This is a genomic window from Sediminibacillus albus (assembly GCF_900101125.1).
Taxonomy (GTDB): domain Bacteria; phylum Bacillota; class Bacilli; order Bacillales; family Amphibacillaceae; genus Sediminibacillus; species Sediminibacillus albus.
This window is the reverse complement of record NZ_FNFL01000003.1, coordinates 505,718-528,249: the sequence shown is the minus strand read 5'-3', so window position 1 is coordinate 528,249 and position 22,532 is coordinate 505,718. Positions and strand designations below refer to the sequence as shown.

General features: G+C 40.1%; 19 protein-coding genes. 6 read left to right on the top strand and 13 right to left on the bottom strand.

Features of this window, described 5'->3' with window-relative positions:
• Nucleotides 1-39: 39 nt before the first annotated feature.
• The 4 genes from BLR93_RS11510 to guaB form a co-directional block, all read right to left on the bottom strand.
• Nucleotides 40-2,136, bottom strand: a complete 2,097-nt coding sequence (locus BLR93_RS11510; RefSeq protein WP_093214572.1) for a TRAP transporter permease — start codon at nt 2,134-2,136, stop codon at nt 40-42.
• Nucleotides 2,120-2,653 carry a DUF1850 domain-containing protein gene (locus tag BLR93_RS11505; protein ID WP_093214569.1) on the bottom strand — a complete coding sequence of 178 codons (534 nt, stop codon included), beginning with the start codon at nt 2,651-2,653 and terminating at the stop codon, nt 2,120-2,122. Before BLR93_RS11505 ends, BLR93_RS11510 begins: the two co-directional genes overlap by 17 nt.
• 170 nt (nt 2,654-2,823) lie before the next feature.
• Nucleotides 2,824-3,843, bottom strand: coding sequence for a TAXI family TRAP transporter solute-binding subunit (locus BLR93_RS11500; protein ID WP_093214566.1), 1,020 nt, complete (start codon nt 3,841-3,843; stop codon nt 2,824-2,826).
• 156 nt (nt 3,844-3,999) lie between these two features.
• The gene (gene guaB / locus BLR93_RS11495) at nt 4,000-5,469 is read right to left on the bottom strand and encodes an IMP dehydrogenase (protein ID WP_093214564.1); all 1,470 of its coding nucleotides are present in this window, start codon (nt 5,467-5,469) and stop codon (nt 4,000-4,002) included.
• A gap of 259 nt (nt 5,470-5,728) precedes the next feature.
• On the opposite strand from guaB, the gene BLR93_RS11490 reads away from it, so the two are divergent.
• On the top strand, nt 5,729-6,697 hold the full coding sequence (locus tag BLR93_RS11490) for a YaaC family protein (RefSeq protein WP_093214561.1): 969 nt from the start codon (nt 5,729-5,731) through the stop codon (nt 6,695-6,697).
• A 33-nt stretch (nt 6,698-6,730) separates the two neighbouring features.
• On the opposite strand, the gene BLR93_RS11485 is transcribed toward BLR93_RS11490, so the two are convergent.
• The 9 genes from BLR93_RS11485 to BLR93_RS11445 form a co-directional block, all read right to left on the bottom strand.
• Entirely contained in the window at nt 6,731-7,822 is a 1,092-nt protein-coding gene (locus tag BLR93_RS11485; RefSeq protein ID WP_093214557.1) for an HD-GYP domain-containing protein, read from the bottom strand.
• 103 nt (nt 7,823-7,925) lie between these two features.
• Entirely contained in the window at nt 7,926-10,475 is a 2,550-nt protein-coding gene (gyrA, locus tag BLR93_RS11480) for a DNA gyrase subunit A (RefSeq protein WP_093214552.1), read from the bottom strand.
• Between the two features lie 152 nt (nt 10,476-10,627).
• Complete coding sequence (gene gyrB / locus BLR93_RS11475; RefSeq protein ID WP_093214711.1) at nt 10,628-12,529, bottom strand: DNA topoisomerase (ATP-hydrolyzing) subunit B; 1,902 nt, start codon at nt 12,527-12,529, stop codon at nt 10,628-10,630.
• A 55-nt stretch (nt 12,530-12,584) separates the two neighbouring features.
• Nucleotides 12,585-12,869 carry an extracellular matrix regulator RemB gene (gene remB, locus BLR93_RS11470; RefSeq protein ID WP_093214549.1) on the bottom strand — a complete coding sequence of 95 codons (285 nt, stop codon included), beginning with the start codon at nt 12,867-12,869 and terminating at the stop codon, nt 12,585-12,587.
• 15 nt (nt 12,870-12,884) lie between these two features.
• Nucleotides 12,885-13,997 carry a DNA replication/repair protein RecF gene (gene recF, locus BLR93_RS11465; protein ID WP_093214547.1) on the bottom strand — a complete coding sequence of 371 codons (1,113 nt, stop codon included), beginning with the start codon at nt 13,995-13,997 and terminating at the stop codon, nt 12,885-12,887.
• 39 nt (nt 13,998-14,036) lie between these two features.
• Entirely contained in the window at nt 14,037-14,258 is a 222-nt protein-coding gene (gene yaaA / locus BLR93_RS11460) for a S4 domain-containing protein YaaA (protein ID WP_093214544.1), read from the bottom strand.
• Between the two features lie 226 nt (nt 14,259-14,484).
• The gene (dnaN, locus tag BLR93_RS11455; protein WP_093214540.1) at nt 14,485-15,627 is read right to left on the bottom strand and encodes a DNA polymerase III subunit beta; all 1,143 of its coding nucleotides are present in this window, start codon (nt 15,625-15,627) and stop codon (nt 14,485-14,487) included.
• Nucleotides 15,628-15,858: 231 nt separating this feature from the next.
• A complete protein-coding gene (dnaA, locus tag BLR93_RS11450; RefSeq protein ID WP_093214537.1) occupies nt 15,859-17,211 on the bottom strand; it encodes a chromosomal replication initiator protein DnaA in 1,353 nt (450 codons plus the stop codon).
• Nucleotides 17,212-17,755: 544 nt separating this feature from the next.
• The gene (locus BLR93_RS11445; RefSeq protein WP_139184417.1) at nt 17,756-18,229 is read right to left on the bottom strand and encodes a hypothetical protein; all 474 of its coding nucleotides are present in this window, start codon (nt 18,227-18,229) and stop codon (nt 17,756-17,758) included.
• Nucleotides 18,230-18,511: 282 nt separating this feature from the next.
• On the opposite strand from BLR93_RS11445, the gene rpmH reads away from it, so the two are divergent.
• The 5 genes from rpmH (at nt 18,512) to mnmE (ending at nt 22,468) form a co-directional block, all read left to right on the top strand.
• Complete coding sequence (rpmH, locus tag BLR93_RS11440; RefSeq protein WP_019377820.1) at nt 18,512-18,646, top strand: 50S ribosomal protein L34; 135 nt, start codon at nt 18,512-18,514, stop codon at nt 18,644-18,646.
• 221 nt (nt 18,647-18,867) lie between these two features.
• The gene (gene rnpA / locus BLR93_RS11435; RefSeq protein WP_093214709.1) at nt 18,868-19,209 is read left to right on the top strand and encodes a ribonuclease P protein component; all 342 of its coding nucleotides are present in this window, start codon (nt 18,868-18,870) and stop codon (nt 19,207-19,209) included.
• Nucleotides 19,210-19,298: 89 nt separating this feature from the next.
• Entirely contained in the window at nt 19,299-20,081 is a 783-nt protein-coding gene (spoIIIJ, locus tag BLR93_RS11430; protein ID WP_093214531.1) for a YidC family membrane integrase SpoIIIJ, read from the top strand.
• Entirely contained in the window at nt 20,081-20,695 is a 615-nt protein-coding gene (gene jag, locus BLR93_RS11425) for an RNA-binding cell elongation regulator Jag/EloR (protein WP_093214528.1), read from the top strand. The genes spoIIIJ and jag overlap by 1 nt, the downstream gene beginning before the upstream one ends.
• A 396-nt stretch (nt 20,696-21,091) precedes the next feature.
• Nucleotides 21,092-22,468 carry a tRNA uridine-5-carboxymethylaminomethyl(34) synthesis GTPase MnmE gene (gene mnmE / locus BLR93_RS11420; protein ID WP_093214524.1) on the top strand — a complete coding sequence of 459 codons (1,377 nt, stop codon included), beginning with the start codon at nt 21,092-21,094 and terminating at the stop codon, nt 22,466-22,468.
• The last annotated feature ends 64 nt before the right edge of the window (nt 22,469-22,532 follow it).

Genomic DNA, 22,532 nt, shown 5'->3' with positions numbered 1-22,532 from the left:
AAAAACTGCCCCGTATTTCTAACGGGACAGTTTTAATAATTAAGCTTTTGCTCTCGTTTCCGGTACTCCTATTTTGTTTTTCATATAAAAGAACTGCAAGGATAGCAGGATAGCAAACACGGACAATCCGATGACGTCTGAAAGCACTCCAGGATAAATCAAGGTCAGTCCGCCGGCCACCGCAAATATTCTTTCCGGCCAGTAAACTTTCCGATACCAATAACCGATTAAGCCGGCGCCGATAGCAATCATGCCAGCGACAGCTGTGAATAAAATCCAAAGCAATTCAATCACAGTTGTATCAATCATCAGTAATTGCGGCTGCAGGACGAACATATACGGAATAATAAAAGCCGCTATTGCTATTTTTGCAGCATTGAGCCCTGTCCGTATCGGTTCTCCTGAAGCAATTCCCGCCGCAGCAAAGGCAGCCAATGCTACAGGAGGTGTTATGTCTGCCACAATCCCGAAATAAAATACAAATAAATGAGCAGGTAAATCAGCGACACCTAGCAGAATGATAGCAGGTGCAGCGATTGTTGATGTGATGACATAGTTGGCTGTAGTAGGCGATCCCATACCAAGTATGATTGCCGCTATCATCGTAAAGAATAATGTCAGCAGAATTTGGCCATTTGCGAGAGAAACTAAACTATTGGCCAACTTCAAACCAAGTCCCGTTTTTGTTACAACTCCTACAATAATCCCGGCAGCAGCAGTAGCAGCTACTACTGCTAATGCCGTTCTGGCGCCATCAACCAGAGCTTCAATTGTTTCCTTGAAATTACCGTCAAAAAAGTAACTAACAAAAACCGTGGCAAGCGCTGCCGTTATCAGCCCAGAGGTAATGGAAGCTCCCCCGGTGATCCAGCCATAAACGAGAGTGAGGACGAAAACGATTCCAAATACGATTGGATAAATCTTTCGAAATCTTTCCTCCCTTAACACCCCGACAAGAATCGTTGTTAATATCCCGTAAATGGCTGCCCGCATGACACTTAACCCACTGCTTAAGAAGAAGACAATAGCCACAATCGGAAGCAGTAAATAAATCTTTTTTAGAACTTCTCTGCGGTCAGGAATCTCCTCGTCCGATAACCCGCTTAGACCTGTCCGTTTGGCTTCAAAGTGGGTCATAATCCAAACACCAGTAAAGTAAAGCAAAGCAGGAATAGCGGCCGCCTTAGCTATCGTCCAATAATCTATTCCAATAAATTCAATCATCAGAAATGCAGCAGCTCCCATAATTGGAGGCATTAGCTGTCCTCCAGTAGATGCTGCCGCTTCAACGCCGCCAGCAAACTCGCGCCGGTACCCTAGACGTTTCATCATGGGAATGGTAAACGAGCCGGAAGTTACAACGTTTGCAACAGAGCTTCCGCTGATAGTACCTTGCAAAGCACTGGAGAAGATAGCAACTTTTGCCGGCCCCCCCGTCCGTTTACCTGCCAATGATACAGCGAGATCATTAAAATACTGTCCAACACCGGTTTTTACTAAAAATGAACCAAACAATAGAAAGAGGAAAATAAAAGTGGAGGAAACAGCAATCGGTGTACCTAGGATACCTTCTGTAGTGAAAAACATCGATTGCACTAAATTATCAAGATTCACTCCCCGGTGAATCAGGAAACCAGGCATTTGCCTTCCCCAATATGCATACGCCAAAAACAATGCAGCGATGACTGTGATCGGCAGACCGACTGAACGCCGTGTCGCTTCCAGTACTAGAAGTACTGCCACGATACCGACAAACATATCGAACTGGTTTATCTCACCGGCTCTTCTGACTATTTCCTCATACATCAACGGCCAGTATGCCCCGACACCAAAGCCTAAAGCTGCTAAAATATAGTCATACCAGGCAATCTTGCCGCTCATTCTTCCTTTTTTTGTGGCAGGAAACAAAAGAAAGATGAGAACAAGCCCGAACCCGATATGAATGGAACGATGCATTTGCGCAGGAAGAGGATAAATAGTTGTAGCAAAAAGTTGATATAGTGAAAAAGCCAACAACCCAAAGAACACCACTTTAGCCATAAATCCAGTTAAATACCTAAAAGCTGACTCCTGATCGTACTTCTGCAGCATTTCCTTTTGTTGTTCAGCTGAAAGCGTTTCATTGTTTGCGCTCATGAATATTCACCCCTTTAAAAAGATGCCAGTTACTTTCACGAGTGGGAGCAATGGAGACTTTTGTTCCTGCTCCTACATAATCCTTAAGTAAATAGCTTTGGTTTTTGTAAATGATGGCATGGTTAGCCCTTACCTGTCCAACTGCAAGATTGATTTCCTGGAAAGAACCTTGGAGATTGGAAATATAATATTTACCGTCCTTCATTTCAAATGTTTCTCCTTCCCCTGCGTTGGAAGGCATACCAATTGCGGTATCTTCGTAAATCAGCTGATAGGGGTAGATCGTTTCATCCTTTATTTCGTACTCCTCAATTACATCGGAGAGGTGAACAGAATGGGTGTATTTTATTTGAAAGTGGTCGGTTTCCTTTATTGGTAAGTAAGCCAAAATTTCTTCCGAGAAAGGTTCGTGGAAAGAGAGCACATAACGATAAGGGTAAAATAAGAACATAGATAATGCAGCTGCTAATAATAGAACTGTACTGATTACTAACAACCTTTTTTTATCAGTCAACATAACTAATCCCTTCTCACATGAAAAGATGAGGCTGTCCAAGCAGGACCACTTCCCCCTTCTCCATCCAATGTTTAAAATTCGGCTCATAAAACCGGATTTTGTTGCGGAAATGGGAGGTGGCTCTGTGGATAGGACATCCTCATCAACACTCTTATTGCTATCCTGGTTTTTTATTCAATCCCTTTTTCATCAAAGTACTTTTGAGCACCCGGATGTAAGTCAATTCCTACACCTTCAAGGGCTGATTCAGCAGAGATAAACTCTCCTTTTGGATGGCTGATTTGATCAGTGTTTTCAAAGATAGCTTGAGTAATATTATAAACCAGATCCTCGCTAAGATCAGCAGAAGTGACTAACATTGCTTGCACAGCAACAGTTTTTACTGGTTCTTCCAAATCATATGTGCCATCTTCAATTTCATCTTCTGCATAGTAAGGATGAGAATCAATCAACTCTTGGATTTTATCTTCTTCGAACCGAACGATATTTACATCGGTTGTTGCCGCAAGGCTCTCAACTGCCCCCGTCGGCGTTCCAGAGGTAATGAAGGCGGCATCAATAGTGCCGTCCTGGATTCCAGAAGTTGAATCACCAAAATCTAAATCACGTGCTGTGATATCATCCATGGTTAAGCCGTATACTTCCAAAATATCTGTTGCACTAGCATTGGTACCAGACCCTGGTGCACCGACTGATACAACTTTCCCTTCCAAATCAGCAACTGTTTCAATACCTGAATCAGCAGTAGTAACGATTTGGATTGTTTCTGGATAAAGAGTTCCAATTGCTTGGATGTTATCAATTTGATCACCTTCAAACATAACAGATCCTTCCGCCGCATAAGCAGCAATATCCGTTTGTGTGAAGGCAAGCTCAGCATCTCCGTCTCTCATCGTCTTCATGTTCTCAACAGAAGCACCGGTGGATTGTGCGTTTGCTTCAACATTATCTACGTTACTATTGATAATTTGAGCAAAGGTACCTCCAAGCGGATAATATGTACCTTCTGTTCCACCTGTCAACACACTGACAAATTGAACGTCGCCGCTATCGGCACTTTCTCCGTCTCCACCATCAGCGTTGTCGTTGCTATCGGATTCCGGATCAGCTTCTCCGCCGCCGCAGGCAACTAAAAACAAGGATAAAGCAATCATCATGATCATCGTTAATAACCAATGTTTATTTTTCATACTATTCCCCCTTTTAAAATATAACTTATTATAGCAAAGTAAGTTTTCTTAATTCAAATATTTGTTGATCTTTCGACAAACTTCCAGACAAATTTTCCTGCCAGAAGCTTTACAACCAACAAAAAACCTGAACCTTAAAGGTTCAGGTTTTACTCATTACAGGGAATAATTGGGTGATTCTTTGGTGATTTGGACATCGTGAGGGTGGCTTTCTCTAAGTCCTGCCCCCGTCATCCGAATAAACCTTGCTTCATTTCTAAAGGTATCTAAATCTTTCGATCCGCAATACCCCATTCCTGATCTTAATCCACCAAGCAGCTGGTGTACAGTATCTGCTAATGGCCCTTTATAAGCAACTCTTCCTTCAATTCCTTCTGGAACCAACTTCTTGGACTCCTCTGTATCTTGAAAATAACGATCTTTAGAGCCGGACTTCATGGCCGCTACAGACCCCATGCCGCGGTATACCTTATAACGCCTTCCCTGAAAGATTTCCGTTTCTCCAGGGCTCTCTGACACACCAGCGAACAGACTGCCGAGCATAACAGCATGGGCTCCAGCAGCCATTGCCTTAGCAATATCGCCTGAATACTTGATTCCACCATCTGCAATAACAGGGATGCCGTGTTTATGGGCTTCTTCCGCACAATCATTAACCGCAGTGATTTGCGGAACACCTACCCCTGCAACTACGCGGGTAGTACAAATAGAACCAGGTCCAATACCTACTTTTATAATATTAGCACCCGCATCAATGAGGTCTCTTGTAGCCTCAGGTGTAGCAACATTTCCTGCAATAATATCCATATCAGGATACTTTTCCCTAACTCTTTTTACTTGTTCGATAACCCCTTGCGAATGTCCATGGGCTGTATCAATTACTAATACGTCCACACCAGCTTCAACCAGTTTGTCTACTCTTGTCATGGCATCAGCTGTAACTCCGACAGCTGCTCCAGCTAACAGCCGGCCCTGGCTATCTTTGGCGGAATGCGGGAACTCAATTACCTTCTCAATATCTTTTATAGTAATTAATCCTTTTAAAACACCTTGCTCATCGATCAATGGCAGCTTTTCAATTTTATACTTTTGCAAGATTTCTTCTGCTTCTGCTAGGGTAGTCCCTACCGATGCAGTAACTAACTGTTCACTAGTCATCACATCTGAAATTTTCATGGAATAATCTTGTATAAAACGAAGATCTCTATTAGTAATGATACCTACCAATATTTGATCTTCTGCATTATTTACAATCGGAACACCAGAAATGCGGAATTTTCCCATCAAATGTTCGGCATCAAATACTTGATTGTCCGGCAGCAGGAAAAAAGGATTAGTGATGACGCCGCTCTCTGAACGTTTTACCATGTCCACATTTTCTGCTTGTTCTTCAATTGACATATTTTTATGGATAACCCCAAGGCCCCCTTGCCTTGCCATCGAAATAGCCATAGCCGCTTCTGTTACTGTATCCATGCCTGCACTGATTAATGGCATTTGCAATTTAATATTCGCTGAAAGCTCCGTGCTAAGTGACACGTCTCTTGGCAATACCTCTGACTTGGCTGGCACCAAAAGCACATCATCAAATGTTAAGCCTTCTTTTGCAAACTTGTCCTCCCTCATTTCTTTTTCCTCCCTTTAAACTAATCTTATTGTTTTATAAAAATTTGGGTAACCTAAGCGTACGATAAAAACTTATTGTTATTTACAATACGACAACCGTTAGGCTTTTTCAAGCTTTTACTAACAAATTTACAAGCCGGAAATTGTTTACAATAAATGATGGATAATAAGGACGACAGTATGTTGGCATGCAAACGAATTCAGTGATAAACAGAAAGAATAGTCAAACATTTAATCCATGGCCGGGAAGGATTTTCAAATGGATAAGAACGCTATCATTAACTTTCTTACTTACCTTAAGTCAGCAGAAACAGCCCAAACTTATTTAGCTGGTTGTTACCAGAAACTTGAACTGGAAGATCCAGAAGCCAACAGCTACCAAAACTGTTACAGATTTCTCTATTATTTGGAACATGGGCATACGTTTTACGAAACAAGCAGGAATGCTCCCTTAATGATCAAGCCTATTTTGCTGTTTTATGGAATGGTCCACCTCTTAAAAGCTTGCTTGCTCACAAGAAGGCCTGGTTATCCAGAGAACACAGCACTGCTGGCCCATGGAGTTTCTACGAGGAAAAGAAAAAAACAACAATACTCTTTTATGAAGGATGAAGTGAAAATCCAGCATAACGGATTGTTTCCTTACTTTTCCGAAAACCTATTCCATATCGATCCGAGAAAAGCAGGGAAAATTTCTATGAAAAGTCTTTTTGCCAAAATACCGGAAATGAACCGTTTGTTTTCCTATCATTTTAATGATTGCCCTCTGATTAAAATAGGCAGTATAAAAGACAAACAGTTAGCTTTCCCGTTAACTTGTCTGGATACGTACCATGCTACAGCGGGCAGCTTCCAAACGAAAATAAGTAATTATTTTCCTGATTTTCAACATAGCAGGACTACTAATAAACAGCTGATTATCGATATTGCTGAAGAGATATCCCCGATATCGAAAGGTCCGGCTTTTGTCCATTGGGAAGAAGAAGCCATTTACTTTCCGAGCAATCGATATTACTTTACCGATTGGCATGAGGTCATGGCCCACTATCTCTTGCTGTATAACTTGGGGATGATTTGCAGATATGAAACAGAGTGGTGGGGCGATTTGTTGCACACATTACCTAATGAGGATTATCCGTTTATCTATCATTTCCTGCAAACTACTGCAGAAAAAGCACCTAACTTGCTTGGTTGTTTCCTATTCAATCAAAAAAACAAAGATCTGTGAAAGTTTTCAGTGCTTCACAGACCTTTGTTAAAATCATGTCAATATTTCATCAATATAAATGGACTGATCATCCTTGAGGGAAATTACTTTGTCTCCAGTATCCAAACGGACCATCGGCCTTGTTGGATAATTTACTTCAACAAATACAATTTCCGCCTGTTGCTGATTGGAAAGCCTGACCCTTGTGCCTGTTCCAAAGTTAGTTAAACTGCTGACAAACGACTGTACCAATGGATGATCTAATTTGCCAAATTGTTCATAAACCATCTCTTCAATGACTTTAAATGGCGATTGCTGAGGTTGATAGATTCTTTCCGAAGTCATCGCATGGTAAATATCACTGATTGCAATAAATCGAGCATACGGATGAATTTTATCTCCTCCAACGCCAAGCGGATAGCCGCTTCTATCAAGCCTTTCATGATGTTGGAGGATTGCAAGCTTAATTCCCTGTGATAAAGATGGAATTTTCTCAACCAACCGGTAGGAAAGAACCGGATGTTTCTTTATTTCCTCATATTCTTCCGAAGTTAGAGTACCTTCTTTTTTTACAATCTGTTCGTCTATCTTAGCCATTCCGCAGTCAGCTAAAAAACCAGCTGTTCCTATTTGCATCCACTCATTTTTATATGGGCTTTTTTTGGCTAAAAAGGCCGCCAGCAATGAAGTAACAATGCTGTGATGATATAGATAATCATCCTTCGTAGAGTTTTGATGGAAATTGTACAGGCTTAAGCCGACTTCATCAATTCTTTCCAGTAATGGATTAATCAACTGTCTAACGTTTGTAATATTTACATTCTTACCATTCTGCCAATCATGAAACATATGCTTATACTGGTCCACAGCATCCAAATAGAGTTCATGGTAAGACAAAGCGGCTTTATCCTTCTGGCTTTCCCGCTTTTCTGTTGGTTTTTGCTTAGATACTTTTCCCGGAATAAACGGCGTGCCCTCAGAAAGGCGTGGGGAGACCTCTACCTCTTTGACTAGAAACTTTTGCAGAATTTCAATCAATTCTTCATCTAAAACAGTATTCTTCTGCATAATAGGGCGATTGGTTTTACCTTTGACATCTTTTATCACCAAACAACCCGGTATTAGCTGAGACGGGTGTACCTTCATTTTACTCCACCCCTTATTCTGTATGTAATGAGATTATGATTACTTCATTGGTGAATAGAGAGGCTGACTATACAAGCCAGCCCTTCAAACTTATAACCATTTGTTACTCTTCTTCATCATTAGTTTCTGCTTGTTGTTCTGCTTCCTCTATTTCTGCCGGTTCTACTGGAACCTGTTCATTCTCTTCTGCTGTTTCTTCAGGCAATTCATTTTCAATTTCTTCTTCTGTTTCGATACGCGCTACTGTAGCAACTTCTTCGCCTTCCTGGAGTCTTATCAGTCGGACACCTTGGGTATTCCGGCCAGTGATCGAAATTCCTTCTACAGGCATACGGATCAATACTCCAGAAGCAGTAATAATCATAATGTCTTCTTCTCCTGTTACTGCTTTTACAGCAACAATTTTACCCGTTTTATCCGTCAGGTTGGAAGTAAAGACGCCCTTTCCGCCTCTGTTGGTTATCCGATAATCAGCTGCTGGTGTCCTTTTACCGTAACCTTTACTAGTCACATTCATTACATGGTACCCGTCTTCGATGATTTCCATGGAAACGACTTTGTCATCGTCCCGCAAGGAAATTCCTTTTACCCCTGCAGCTGTACGTCCCATTGAACGTATTTGCTCTTCAGGAAAGCGAATAAGATAACCATTCTGGGTTCCAATCATGATGTGCTTGTCGCCGTCAGTCAGTTTAACGGATATTAGCTCATCCTCTTCCCGCAGATTCAAAGCAATCAGTCCGCCTTTTCGAATATTGGCGAATTGAGATAACTTGGTCCGTTTAGAAATCCCATGTCTTGTCGTAAAGAATAAGTAATGGTCATCGTTAAATTCATCAACTGTGATTACTGCATTGATCCACTCGTCCTTCTCAATTTCCAACAAGTTAATGATCGGCAGGCCTTTGGCAGTCCGGCCAAATTCAGGAACTTCATACCCTTTTGTCCGGTAAACTTTCCCTTTGTTCGTAAAGAATAGAACGGTATTATGAGTCGATGTAGAGACTAAATGCTCAACAAAATCGTCATCATTTGTTCCCATCCCCTGAATTCCTCTTCCGCCCCTTTTCTGAGCACGGTAAGTAGAAGATGGCAGACGCTTGATATACCCCTGATGAGTCAAAGTAATAACGACACTTTCTTCAGGAATAAGATCTTCGTCTTCGATAAAATCAGTGCCACCGACGATAATCTCTGTTCTCCTATCGTCATTGAAACGTTCTTTTATTTCTAATAATTCCTCACGGATGATTTCTAGAACTTTTTCTTCGTCAGCTAAAATAGCTTTTAGCTCATCAATGAGTTTAACCAACTCCTGGTATTCTTGTTCAATTTTTTCACGCTCCAGGCCTGTTAAACGCTGGAGGCGCATATCAAGAATGGCTTGCGCTTGTTTTTCCGACAGCTCAAACTGATTCATCAAACCATCTCTTGCAACATCGGTTGTTTTTGATTGTCTAATTAACGCAATCACTTCGTCCAGATGGTCTAAGGCTATCCGTAAGCCTTCCAAAATGTGGGCTCTCGCTTCTGCCTTCCTTAGTTCATAAGCCGTTCTTCTCTTGATCACCACTTTTTGGTGATCTAAATAATGAACAAGCGTCTGCTTTAGATTCAGAACCCTCGGATGTCCATCAACAAGGGCAAGCATGTTAATGCCAAAAGAAGTTTGCAAGGCTGTCTGTTTATACAGATTGTTCAGGATGACATTTGGATTGGCATCTCTTCTCAGTTCAATAACTACGCGCATGCCGTTTCTGTCTGACTCATCTCTCAAGTCGGTGATGCCTTCAATGCGCTTATCCCTGACAAGATCAGCTATTTTTTCAACAAGCTTTGCTTTATTTACCTGGTAAGGCAATTCCGAGACAACAATAGTCGATTTTCCATTTGCATGCTCATCAATATGTACCTTTGCCCGGATAGTAATAGATCCTTTACCAGTTTCAAACGCTTTTCTAATTCCACTTCTCCCGAGTATTTGGCCGGCTGTTGGAAAATCAGGTCCATAAATATGGTTTTCCATCAATTCTTCAATGGTTATTTCCGGATCTTTACTCACTGCCAAAACGGCATCAATTGTCTCTCCTAAATGGTGAGGAGGAATATTAGTCGCCATACCTACTGCAATTCCGGATGCTCCGTTTACCAATAGGTTAGGGAATCGGGCAGGGAATACTACCGGTTCTTTCTCTGAGCCGTCATAGTTATCGGTATAACCAATGGTGTCCTTATTGATATCTCTTAATAACTCCATGGAGATTTTTGACATACGCGCCTCTGTATAACGCATAGCTGCTGCTGAATCTCCATCCACAGAACCGAAGTTTCCATGCCCGTCCACCAGCATGTTACGGTAACTGAAATCCTGTGCCATTCTGACCATTGCTTCGTAAACAGCCGAGTCACCATGCGGATGGTACTTACCAATAACTTCTCCCACGATACGTGCAGATTTCTTGTAAGCTTTATCTGAGTGCATGCCTAAATCATGCATGGCATATAAAATCCTGCGATGTACCGGTTTTAATCCATCCCGGACGTCGGGAAGCGCTCTAGAGACGATTACGCTCATCGCGTAATCTAAAAAAGATGTTCTCATTTCCTGGCTAATATTAATTTCTTGAACTTGCGGGCGTTGTTGGTCCGCCATGGGATTACCTCCTATCCGAATGAGGAAGAGAGACTGATCATTTAAAAGCTATGCGGACATGCACACGGGTTTCTTCGGCCTGTCAACTTAACGTCAGTCTCTGCAAATATGCTCTGTATAGTATTTAGTTTAACTCAATGTAAAACGTTAATTTAGACATCAAGATTTTTAACATATTGGGCATTATCCTGGATAAAGTTCCTTCTCGGTTCTACTTTATCGCCCATTAATATATCGAAAATTTGGTCTGCATCAATGGCATCTTCCAGGCCTACCTGCAGCAATGTCCGTGTATCAGGATCCATCGTCGTTTCCCAAAGCTGGGTTGCATTCATCTCACCAAGACCCTTATAACGTTGCAAACCAGGCTTTGGAGCCTTTGGAATTTCCGATAGGATTCTTTCCATTTCTTTATCATTATAAGCGTAGTAAGCAGCTTTGCCTTGTTGTATTTTATATAAAGGCGGCTGGGCAATATAGACATATCCATATTCTATTAATGGACGCATATAACGATAAAAGAAGGTTAATAATAATGTACGGATATGGGCTCCATCCACATCTGCATCGGTCATGATCACAATCTTGTGATACCTTGCTTTCGTAATATCAAAATCTTCGCCGATCCCTGTTCCTAAAGCTGTGATGATCATCCGGATTTCGTTATTGGACAAAATTTTATCCAATCGCGCTTTTTCTACATTGATAATTTTTCCTCTTAGTGGCAGTATTGCCTGGAAATGGCGGTCTCTACCTTGTTTTGCTGATCCCCCGGCAGAGTCTCCCTCAACGACATACAGTTCACTGATAGAAGCATCTTTTGAGGAACAATCAGCCAATTTACCAGGCAGGTTGGATATCTCCAGTGCTCCTTTTCTCCGTGTCAGTTCTCTTGCCTTTTTGGCAGCAATTCTTGCCCTGGAGGCCATTAATCCTTTTTCCACGATTGTTTTCGCGGAATCTGGATTCTCAAATAAGAACTTAGAAAAGAGTTCGCTAAAGGCCTGGTCCGTAATAGCCCGAGCTTCACCATTGCCAAGCTTAGTTTTTGTTTGTCCTTCAAACTGGGGGTCTGGATGTTTGATAGAAATAATCGCCGTTAAGCCTTCCCGAACATCATCCCCTGTTAAGTTAGGGTCGTTTTCTTTAAACATATTGTTTTTACGTGCATAATCATTAATCACTCTCGTAAGGCCTGTTTTAAATCCAGATTCATGCGTACCGCCTTCATATGTGTGAATATTATTTGCGTATGAATAAATATTGCTTGCAAAGCCGTCGTTATATTGAAGGGCAACCTCTACGGTGATTTCCTCTTCTTCCTTCTCTGCAAAGAAAGGTTCATGCAAAACTTCTCTTGAGCGGTTTAAATGCTCCACATAAGACTTGATGCCGCCTTCGTAGAAAAAGCTCTCCGCTTCTTTGTCTTCTCGTTTATCCTGGATGGTAATCGTAAGACCTTTATTCAGGAACGCTAATTCTCTTAAACGTAGTGCCAGCGTGTCATAATTGTACCTTACCTCATCAAAAATTTCCGGATCTGGCGAGAAATGCGTCCGTGTACCTGTCGTCTCAGTATCTCCGACTACTTCTAGTTCTCCAGTAGGTACACCGCGCTGGAAGCTTTGGTGATGGATCTTCCCATCCCGGTGGACATATACATTCAACTCTGTCGATAAAGCATTAACAACCGAGGCTCCTACACCGTGAAGTCCCCCTGATACTTTATAACCGCCGCCGCCGAATTTACCGCCGGCATGGAGAACAGTCATGATAACTTCTACAGCTGGCCTGCCGGTTTTCTCTTGAATACCAACCGGAATTCCGCGACCATTATCGGTTACAGTTATGCTGTTGTCTTTTTCGATGATGACTTCTATCGTATCGCAATAGCCAGCCAATGCTTCATCTATACTATTATCGACTATTTCCCAAACCAAGTGATGAAGGCCGCGTTCATTTGTGGAACCAATATACATTCCCGGCCGTTTTCTAACAGCCTCTAAACCTTCTAAAACCTGAATCTGGCTTTCATCATACGTTTGTTCATTCATTAAATTATCTGCCAATTCTTTCACCTACACTTCTAAAGGGTTTAATCGATTGGATCTATTCTTCAAAAGACTCCGAATAGTCTTCTAGTTTGCTGATGGTTGAAATCATGCTTGCCCTCTTTTTTAACGTGAGTACAGACAGCGGGCTGTAATAAATATAGTCTCTCGTAATGACAATTGATTTCGTCCCTTCATCAGAGGGATCAAGCACTTTTTTATTCTTGCGCTGATTAAAAAGCATTTGTTCGTTGATCGTAGAGGAAGAGATTAATTGGTGGTCAATAATTGCAATTACTTCTTCTGACCGAATGACATTATCATCGCCGATATGGATAAACAAGATTTTCCCCCATTTCTAAGTTAAGAGCTTGCCGTTTTCAATTCGAAACAGTTCTGCTTTTTCCAATGTTTCATGCTTAATGCCTTCCACACTTGTCGTTGATACGAATGTTTGCACTTTCCCCTGGATCGTATTCAGCAGATGTGACTGCCGGAAATCATCTAACTCACTTAAGACATCGTCAAGCAGCAATATCGGATATTCGCCGACTTCATTGAAAATCAATTCGATTTCAGCCAATTTTAAGGACAATGCGGTTGTCCGCTGTTGCCCTTGAGAGCCATAGGTCTGCACATCTTTTCCATTCACATGGAAAATCAAGTCATCACGGTGCGGACCGATCAGCGTACTGCCTCTTTCTACTTCTCTATTTTCCATTTCTGCAAATCGTTCATGGTAGATAGTTGTTATTTTTTCCCTATTACTTTCTTCTGATACCTCGATAGAACCATGATAGTTTATTTCCAGCTGTTCGATTCCTCTGCTTATACCATTATGAATAGGCCCGGCCCACTTTCTGAGTAAGTCCAGGAAGGTAAATCGTTTTTCTATAATAAATGCTGCATGCTCTATTAATTGTTCTGTTAGTACCTGCAGCATGGTTCGATCTGATTGTTGATTTCTTTGCAGACTCTTCAATAAAAAGTTCCGCTGCTTTAATATTTTTTGGTATTGGCCTAAATGATAAATATAAGTAGGTTGTATTTGGCCAATTTCCATATCAATAAAACGCCTGCGGACTTGGGGGCTGCCTTTTACAAGATTTAAATCTTCGGGAGCGAACATAACTACATTCAGCGCCCCGATATAATCGCTTAAACGCCGTTGCTCCAAATGATTAAGCTTTGCTTTTTTTCCTTTGGAAGAAATGACGATTTCAAGAGGGAAGTATCTGTTCCTTTTGAAGACACTCCCCTCTATTTTAGCATATTCTTTCTCCCATTGTACGAGTTCTTTATCTCTTGGAGTCCGATGTGATTTAGAAAAGGCCAATACGTAAATGGCTTCCATAAGGTTTGTCTTGCCTTGCGCATTTTCTCCGATGATTACATTTATTTTATCATCAAATTTTAATGTCATTTGGTCGTAGTTTCGATAATTTTTAAGGGCTAGTTGGTGAATATGCATCAGGATTCCCTTTCTTTGCCGATTAACGAGGAAAAACCGTCACTTTTGTTTAGCCACAGTAAACGAACCAACTTCCTCTATTTCAACTGTATCTCCTGGGTATAGTTTCTTTCCCCTGCGGTTTTCAAGTTCACCGTTCACATAAACCGCATATTCAGCTAAGAACATCTTTACCATTCCGCCGGTTTCTAAAATATTGGCCAGTTTCAAAAACTGACCTAATTGGATGTAATCTGTATTTATTTCAATTTCTTCGCTCATTATATCACCTGATTTTTATGCCTTCCTTTTATTTTACTAAACATTTAGGAATAAGAAAAGAGCAAGTGCCTTTTTCTGTACCAATAGTAGTTTGCCTCATCCTTTTTGAGAAATTCTCCTCTTGGGCAAAAAAGTAATAAGACGAATGTACATATTGATTCGGCTGGCTGTTCCTTTAAAGTCGAAAACTCTTACCGTATCTTTCACGGCAAGAGTTTGTCTAATCTTAGTAAGTCCGTACTGGCAAGATAAGCTGGAGAATATGATCATCATCGATCGGCCTAATAATAAATGGCCGCATGGCGCCAGTAAATTCAATTTTCACTTGATCATTATCAACTGCTTTTAAGGCATCCATCATGTATTTGGCACTAAAGGAAATTTTCAGTTCATCTCCTTCAATCGATTTAGCAGCCACTTCTTCAGTAACATTTCCAACTTCTGGCGAATTACTATTTATTTCGACTTGGTTATTCTGTTTAGTTATTAGCCGTACAACGTTATTCTTGCTTTCTTTAGCAAGCAGCGAAGCTCTATCGATAGACTGGAGAAGTTCTTTCGTCGCACTGAAAACGATTGTTTTACTTTGTTCAGGGATTAACCGGGAAGTTTCAGGATAGTTACCATCCAGTAAACGAGATAAGAAATATAAATGCTTGGTTCTGAACAATACCTGGTTTTCTGTCACACTGATTTGGATGCTATCTTGTGTGCCTTCCAAGATTTTATTCAACTCGGTTAAACTTTTCCCTGGTATTACTACACTGGAAAACTTTAAATTATTATTTTCAGCATCCAACGGGATTTTTCTGGAAGCTAATCGATGGCTGTCCGTTGCGATAAAATTAAGGTAACCCTCTTCGACTTTCACATTTACACCAGTTAGTATAGGTCGTGTTTCCACTGTGGATACAGCAAAAACGGTCTGTTTAATCAGGTTTTTTAACAAGTCTGTGGGTAACTCGAAACTATCCTCTGTATTTAATTGAGGAAGCTGTGGATATTCATCTGCATCCTGTCCGTTTAAATGAAACTCAGATCCTCCAGAACGGATAGTCACCTTTAAGTGTTCATCTGACTCGATTTCAACCGTTTTTTCCGGCAGTTTTTTTACAATATCGGGGAAATACTTTGCTTGCAAAACAATCGAACCAGGTTCAATTTGCTCTACATAAACAATGCCATCCTCTTCTTTTGGGATAAATGATTCAATTGAAATGTCTGAATCACTGCCTGTCAGTTTTAATCCTTCTTCTGTAGCTTCTACTTTGATCCCCGTTAAGATAGGTATGGTCGTTCGTGAGGATACAGCTTTCATTACATCTTGAACACTATTCATTAATTCATCACGTTGAATTACAAATTTCATAAAAATAATCCTCCTAGGGGAAGTATATTATATATTTATTATTAATAAAAAAATAGTAGTAATAGTAATAGGGCTTGTGATTATGTGGATAACTGAAATTTATTCCTGGAAACAAAGCCTATCCGGCTGTGGATAGACTGTTGGTAAGTTTGGCCCGGTTATCCACGTTATTCACATGTGGAAAACACCTTTAAGTTATAAAAAGAGATGTACACATGAAAAAATCCGGGCCTATAAAGATTTTAACTGCTCTTTAATTTCTTCGATATCTTTTTGCAGTAAATGATCCTGGGCAATCATTTTCGATATTTTTTCGTGGGCATGGATAACAGTTGTATGGTCTCGCCCCCCGAATTCCTCTCCTATTTTAGGGAGTGAGTAATCCGTTAATTCCCGTGTCAAATACATAGCGATTTGCCGCGGAAAAGCAATAGATTTTGTTCTTTTTTTAGCAGCAAAGTCCTCCAATTTAACATTATACCTATCACCGACAACTTCCTGGATGGCATCAATCGTGATGACCTTCGGCTTCGAACTAGGAATGATATCCTTTAGTGCCTCAGCAGCTAAAGAGGCATCAATGTCTTTATTGATGAGGGACGAATAGGCGACTACCCGGATAAGTGCTCCTTCAAGTTCGCGAATATTCGTATCTATTTGATTGGCAATATAAAGCATGACTTCATTTGGTATATCAAGGCCTTCTGCTTTTGCTTTCTTTCTTAAAATAGCGATTCTTGTTTCCAAATCAGGCGGCGTAATATCTGTAATTAATCCCCATTCAAATCTTGACCGCAGTCTGTCTTCCAAAGTAGGAATCTCTTTAGGCGGCCGGTCACTGGATATGACAATTTGCTTGCTTTCCTCATGCAACGTATTGAAGGTATGGAAAAATTCCTCCTGTGTCTGTTCTTTTCCAGCTAAAAATTGAATATCATCGATTAGTAAAACATCAACATTCCGGTATTTATTTCTGAAATTGACTGCTTTGTTATCCCTGATTGAATTGATAAATTCATTCGTGAATTTTTCGGATGATAAATAAACCACTTTAGCTGATGGATTGTGATCCAGTACATAATGCCCGATCGCATGCATTAAGTGTGTTTTCCCCAAACCGACTCCTCCATAAATAAATAAAGGATTATAGGCTTTGGCCGGAGCTTCAGCAACTGCCAGAGAAGCTGCATGGGCAAATCTGTTGCCTGAACCGATGACAAATGTGTCAAACGTGTATTTGGAATTCAGCATCGATTTAGGCGATTCTCCATTATCATTGTTTTTCACATCAGGTACTTTTTTCACTGGCGGTTTTACTTCATCCAGTTCATGAACCGTTTCTGGGATAATGAATTTCGTTTTAAGCTCAGCTCCAGTTACTTCAAACAAAGCATCAGATATCAAATTGGTATAACGACTTTCCAACCAGTCACGTGCAAATTCGTTTGGTGCTGAAATGATTAACGTATCATCGTGTAATTCATCCGCTTTTGTATTCTTCAGCCAAGTATCATAACTGGGTTTGCTAATCTTTTGTTCAATGGATTTCAGCGTGTTTGTCCATAACTCTTGGATGTTTTCCAACTCGTCGTCACCCCTTTCATAAGTAAGAAGGAAATAAAAAACCTCTCGCAATCTTTCCTCATAGTAACGCCTAAGCAGAGAAAGATCGAAAGGTGTATGAACTATTAATAGTAGATGTGGATAAATAAGTACGGTAATTGCAGGGGATTAGTCTAATTATCGAAGTATTCCACAACATTGTTGATAACTTTAAAAACAGGCATGTGTGTAAATGTCCACACACTATCCACAATCTGTGGATAACAATAATTGAGCTTGATAGTTTTCAACTGTTAAAACACAAATATAATATCAAATAAAAAGGGATGACGCAATGGTTTTTCGACAGTTATCCACAAAAACTACAGGTTGTAGACAAACTCTATCCACAGCACTATATTTTGTGATTAATTTGTCGATAAATGGTGTGGAAAAATAATCGTGGATGAAAAACTTATTTACATGCACTGTGGATAAGTGAGAAACTATAAACAAAGTGATATAGAAAAAACCTGAAGAAACCACCTTTCAAGTAGTTCTTCAGGTTTTTTTGTCTTGCATGTTGTTAGTCCCAAACTTTAACTGTAACCCATTCTGGATTCCAGGAACTATAAGTTCCTTCTATTACAAATTTAAATTCCGCTTTATTATTTGAGCCATCTACCCAAAAAGATAAATCGGTAAATGTTTTGCAAGCGACTCCATCTGAACCTATTTGTTCGTCATGAGCTGCTACTAAAAAGTGATGATTTGGATTATAATTGTATAAATTTATTCTTACTGAGTCATTTCCGCTATTAGAATCAAAGTTAGAAACACAAACTTTGAGGTTTCCTCCACCGGAATAAAAAGTATCTGTATAGTTATAGTCCCCGTTTGCATATACTGAATCGCTGCCTAAGTAATCCCACTCCCCAGCTCCTAGTGTTCCATTGCTTGCAAAGACAGCCGTAGGGATAAGGAACGTAAGCATAAATAAAGTTAGGATCGTAGCTATTTTTTTCATTGTCATACCATCTCCTTTTAGTAATTTAGCCAATACTTGTTTATCTCTCCTCCTTTCTGAGACAAGAATTGGCATATATAAACAAATTCTTCACTTTTACTAATAAACCTTCCAATTATGTAAAAAATAAACAAAATTGAGATGATAGTACTAACGATATGACGAAAAAACTATGATAAACTATAATAGTCATAAATTCTGTATGTCCCTAGTCTTTTACTAATTTTATTTGACAGGAGAAACCTCTATTACGTATAATGAATTGGACTGTCTTGAATAGAAGAATTTTTTCATCCTCAGGGAGGTGTATTATAGATGAAACGTACATTTCAACCAAATAATCGTAAACGTAAAAAAGTTCACGGCTTCCGTACTCGTATGAGCACAAAGAACGGACGTAAAGTTCTAGCTCGTCGTCGCCGTAAAGGAAGAAAAGTATTATCTGCATAGGCCACTGAAGATCTCAGTGGTCTTTTTTCACTTTAAAATGGGAAGTATAGTGAATAAACCAGATAAATTAGCGGCATATACTTATAAAATGTAGAAAAAACCTTACTTACTGATAAAAAAGGACAGGCAGCTGTGTAATGCTGTATGTTATGAAAATAGATAAAGCTACCTTATCCTCTAAGCTGCTGAGGAATGTACTCTCAGATGGAGGGGATCCAATTATGAAAAAAGCCCATCGAATGAAAAAAAATGAGGAATTCCAGCACGTATTTAATAAAGGGAGATCCTTTGCTAACCGCCAGCTGGTTATTTACTTTCTGAAGAAAGACAGACAAAGCCATTATCGAATTGGATTGTCTGTCAGCAAAAAAATCGGCAATGCTGTAGTCCGTAATCGTATAAAGCGTTATCTAAGACAAGCTTTCCATGAACTTGATGAGCGTGTCGCCAATAATTATGACTATATTATCATTGCCCGAAAACCGGCAAAAGATATGGATTTTCACCAGATGAAAAAAAGTTTGTCACACGTTCTCCATAAATCAAAATTGCTTACTAAATAGGTAAAGATAATTTATATAGAACAGGTAGACAATAAATGATAGAATATAATATGAATTCATCGAGGAAGTTAAAGTAAGGAGGAAGTATATTGCGTAAAAAGGTCTTGCTGTTAATGGCCTTGACAGTAGTACTAGGCTTACTTTCCGGGTGTACGCAAGTAGACCAGGATATCACATCGGAAAGCACCGGGATATGGAATGTATGGTTTGTATATCCACTCCATATGTTAATTAAATATGTAGCTGAAACTTTTAATGATAGCTATGGGCTGTCAATAGTAATTGTTACAATATTAATACGACTTGTTCTGTTACCGTTGAATATCAAGCAGTTAAAGAGTTCGAAAGCAATGCAGGACATTCAGCCAGAATTGCAAAAAGTCAGGGAAAAATACAGCTCCAAGGATGCCAATACCCAACAGCAGCTGCAAAAGGAAACAATGGAGCTTTTCCAAAAAAACGGGGTCAACCCGCTTGCAGGATGTTTGCCGTTAATTGTGCAAATGCCGATTTTAATAGCATTCTATCATGCCATTATGCGTACAGCTGCAATCAAAGAACATAGTTTTCTATGGTTCCAGCTAGGTGAACCAGATCCGTATTTTATTCTGCCGATCGTTGCTGCGGGTGCAACATTTTTACAGCAAAAATTAATGATGGCAGGCACCAATACTACTCAGAATTCCATGATGCCGCAAATGACGATGATGCTTTATATGATGCCAGTCATGATTGGTGTTGTTGCTATTTTCTTCCCATCCGCATTAGCGTTGTACTGGGTAGTGGGTAATATCTTCATGGTAGGCCAAACTTTGATAATAAGACGGCCGATGATGAAAGATAAGGATGCTCAAACAGGAGGAAACAAATAGTGAGACAAGTAACTGCTACTGGCCAAACAGTTGAAGATGCGGTCCAATCAGCATTGAAGCAGTTAAACACCTCGAGGGACCAAGTAGATTTGGAAGTCATTGATGAAGGAAAAAAAGGGATTTTGGGGATTTTTGGTTCTAAGCCAGCGATCGTCAAAGTAACCCTTGCTTTAAACCCGATTCAAAAAACCGAAACGTATTTAAAAAAGATAATTGCAGAAATGGGAGCAGAAGTAGACGTAGAAACAATCGTCCAGGACAAGCAGGTCACCTTTGAACTCTCTGGAGAAAAAATCGCAATCCTTATCGGCAAAAGAGGCCAAACATTGAATTCACTTCAATATTTGCTGCAATTAGTAGTGAATAGAAATGCGGACAAACACTATACGTTGGTGCTTGATGCGGAAGGTTACCGCAGCCGCCGGAAGGAAACATTGATAAACCTGGCAAATAGGATGGCGGATAAAGCGGCGAACACGAGAAAAGAAGTTGCTTTAGAGCCAATGCCATCGTATGAAAGGAAAATCATCCATACGGCCTTGCAAAACCACAGCAGAATTTCCACTTTTTCTGCTGGCGTTGAGCCTAATCGCCATGTAGTTATTAAACCTTAAATACAATCAAGAAAAGCCTCTTATATAGGGGCTTTTTTTATGTTCAAAAAAATAAACATTCATTTCATATATTGTTCCGGAAAGCTAAAAATGAATTGTTATCTCCTTAATTAGCGTATAAATCGGAGAAATTTATTTCTAGGTGTTTATCCACTAAGGTGGTAAAATAGCATGTTGTAGATAAGTGTGGATAAAAAAAGTGAAGTTAGATTGGATTTATGCACATGTGGACAACCTAAAACAGAAATTGTCTTGTGGATATTCTCAAAAGTAAGGGATTATGATATTCTAATAAGTTAGTGACTGTTATAAGGCAGATCACTGCTTTAAAAAGATTTCTGCAAATAATGATGCATGATAAATATAAAATCCTGGAAAGATGGAGGTGAAAAGCATATGGAAACCGATACAATAACGGCGATATCAACACCGATCGGTGAAGGGGCGATTGCTATCGTCCGGTTAAGCGGTCCGGAAGCGGTTTCGATAGCTGACAAATTGTTTGACGGCAAACAATTGGCTTTGGCAGATTCCCATACGATCCATTATGGAAAAATTATTGATCCAGATACAAACGAAGTAGCTGAGGAAGTAATGGCAACAATAATGAGAGGGCCGAAGACATTTACTCGAGAAGACGTGGTAGAAATCAATTGCCATGGAGGGTTGGTTTCGGTTAATCGCTTATTGGAGATTGTGCTTGCTCAAGGAGCGAGGCTTGCAGAACCAGGGGAATTCACTAAACGGGCTTTTTTGAACGGACGAATTGATCTTTCCCAAGCTGAAGCTGTCATGGATTTAATCCGGGCGAAAACAGATAGAGCAATGAATGTAGCATTAAAACAAATGGATGGACGCTTATCTCAGTTAATACAGAAATTACGCCAGGAGTTATTAGAAACAGTAGCGCATGTTGAGGTAAACATTGATTATCCGGAATATGACGATGTGGAAGAAATGTCGCATGAAATGATGATGACAAAAACAAGAGAAGTTTATCGAGAAATCGAGCGTCTGCTGGAATTGGCGAAACAAGGCAAGATTCTCCGGGAAGGTTTGGCCACGGCGATAATTGGACGGCCAAATGTCGGAAAGTCCTCCTTAATGAATGCTTTAGTCCATGAAAACAAAGCAATCGTAACAGAGATCCCTGGAACTACGAGAGATGTCATTGAAGAGTATGTAAATGTGCGTGGTGTGCCATTGCGCCTAGTAGATACTGCAGGAATAAGGGAAACGGAAGATATTGTAGAAAGAATTGGCGTGGAAAGGTCAAGAAAAGTTCTGCAAGAATCCGATTTAATCCTGTTAGTGTTAAATCACGGCGAGGAATTATCAGAAGAAGATATCAATTTATTTAAAGCGGTAGAAGGTTTGGAAGTAATTACGATCATCAATAAAACAGACTTGCCGGGTAAAATCGATATGAATAAGGTAAAACAATTGGCACAAGCCAATCCCGTTATTACCACAGCATTAATAGAAGAGAAAGGCATTGATGAACTGGAGAAAGCTATCTCTGACACTTTCTTTGAAGGAGATTTAGATGCTGGCGACATGACGTACGTTTCTAATGTCAGGCATATCCAGTTATTGAAGCAGGCCTTGGAAGCTTTGTCAGATGCGATGAATGGCATGGAAACCGAAATGCCGATTGATTTAGTGCAAATCGACGTGACCAGAACATGGGAGATACTTGGTGAGATTATTGGAGACACGGTTCATGAAAGTCTAATCGACCAATTATTTTCTCAATTTTGTTTAGGTAAATAATAGAAACAGGTGCCGAATGGGTTAGTGCGACAGCACTGCTTACAGGAAGCAGCTTTTTCAAAAA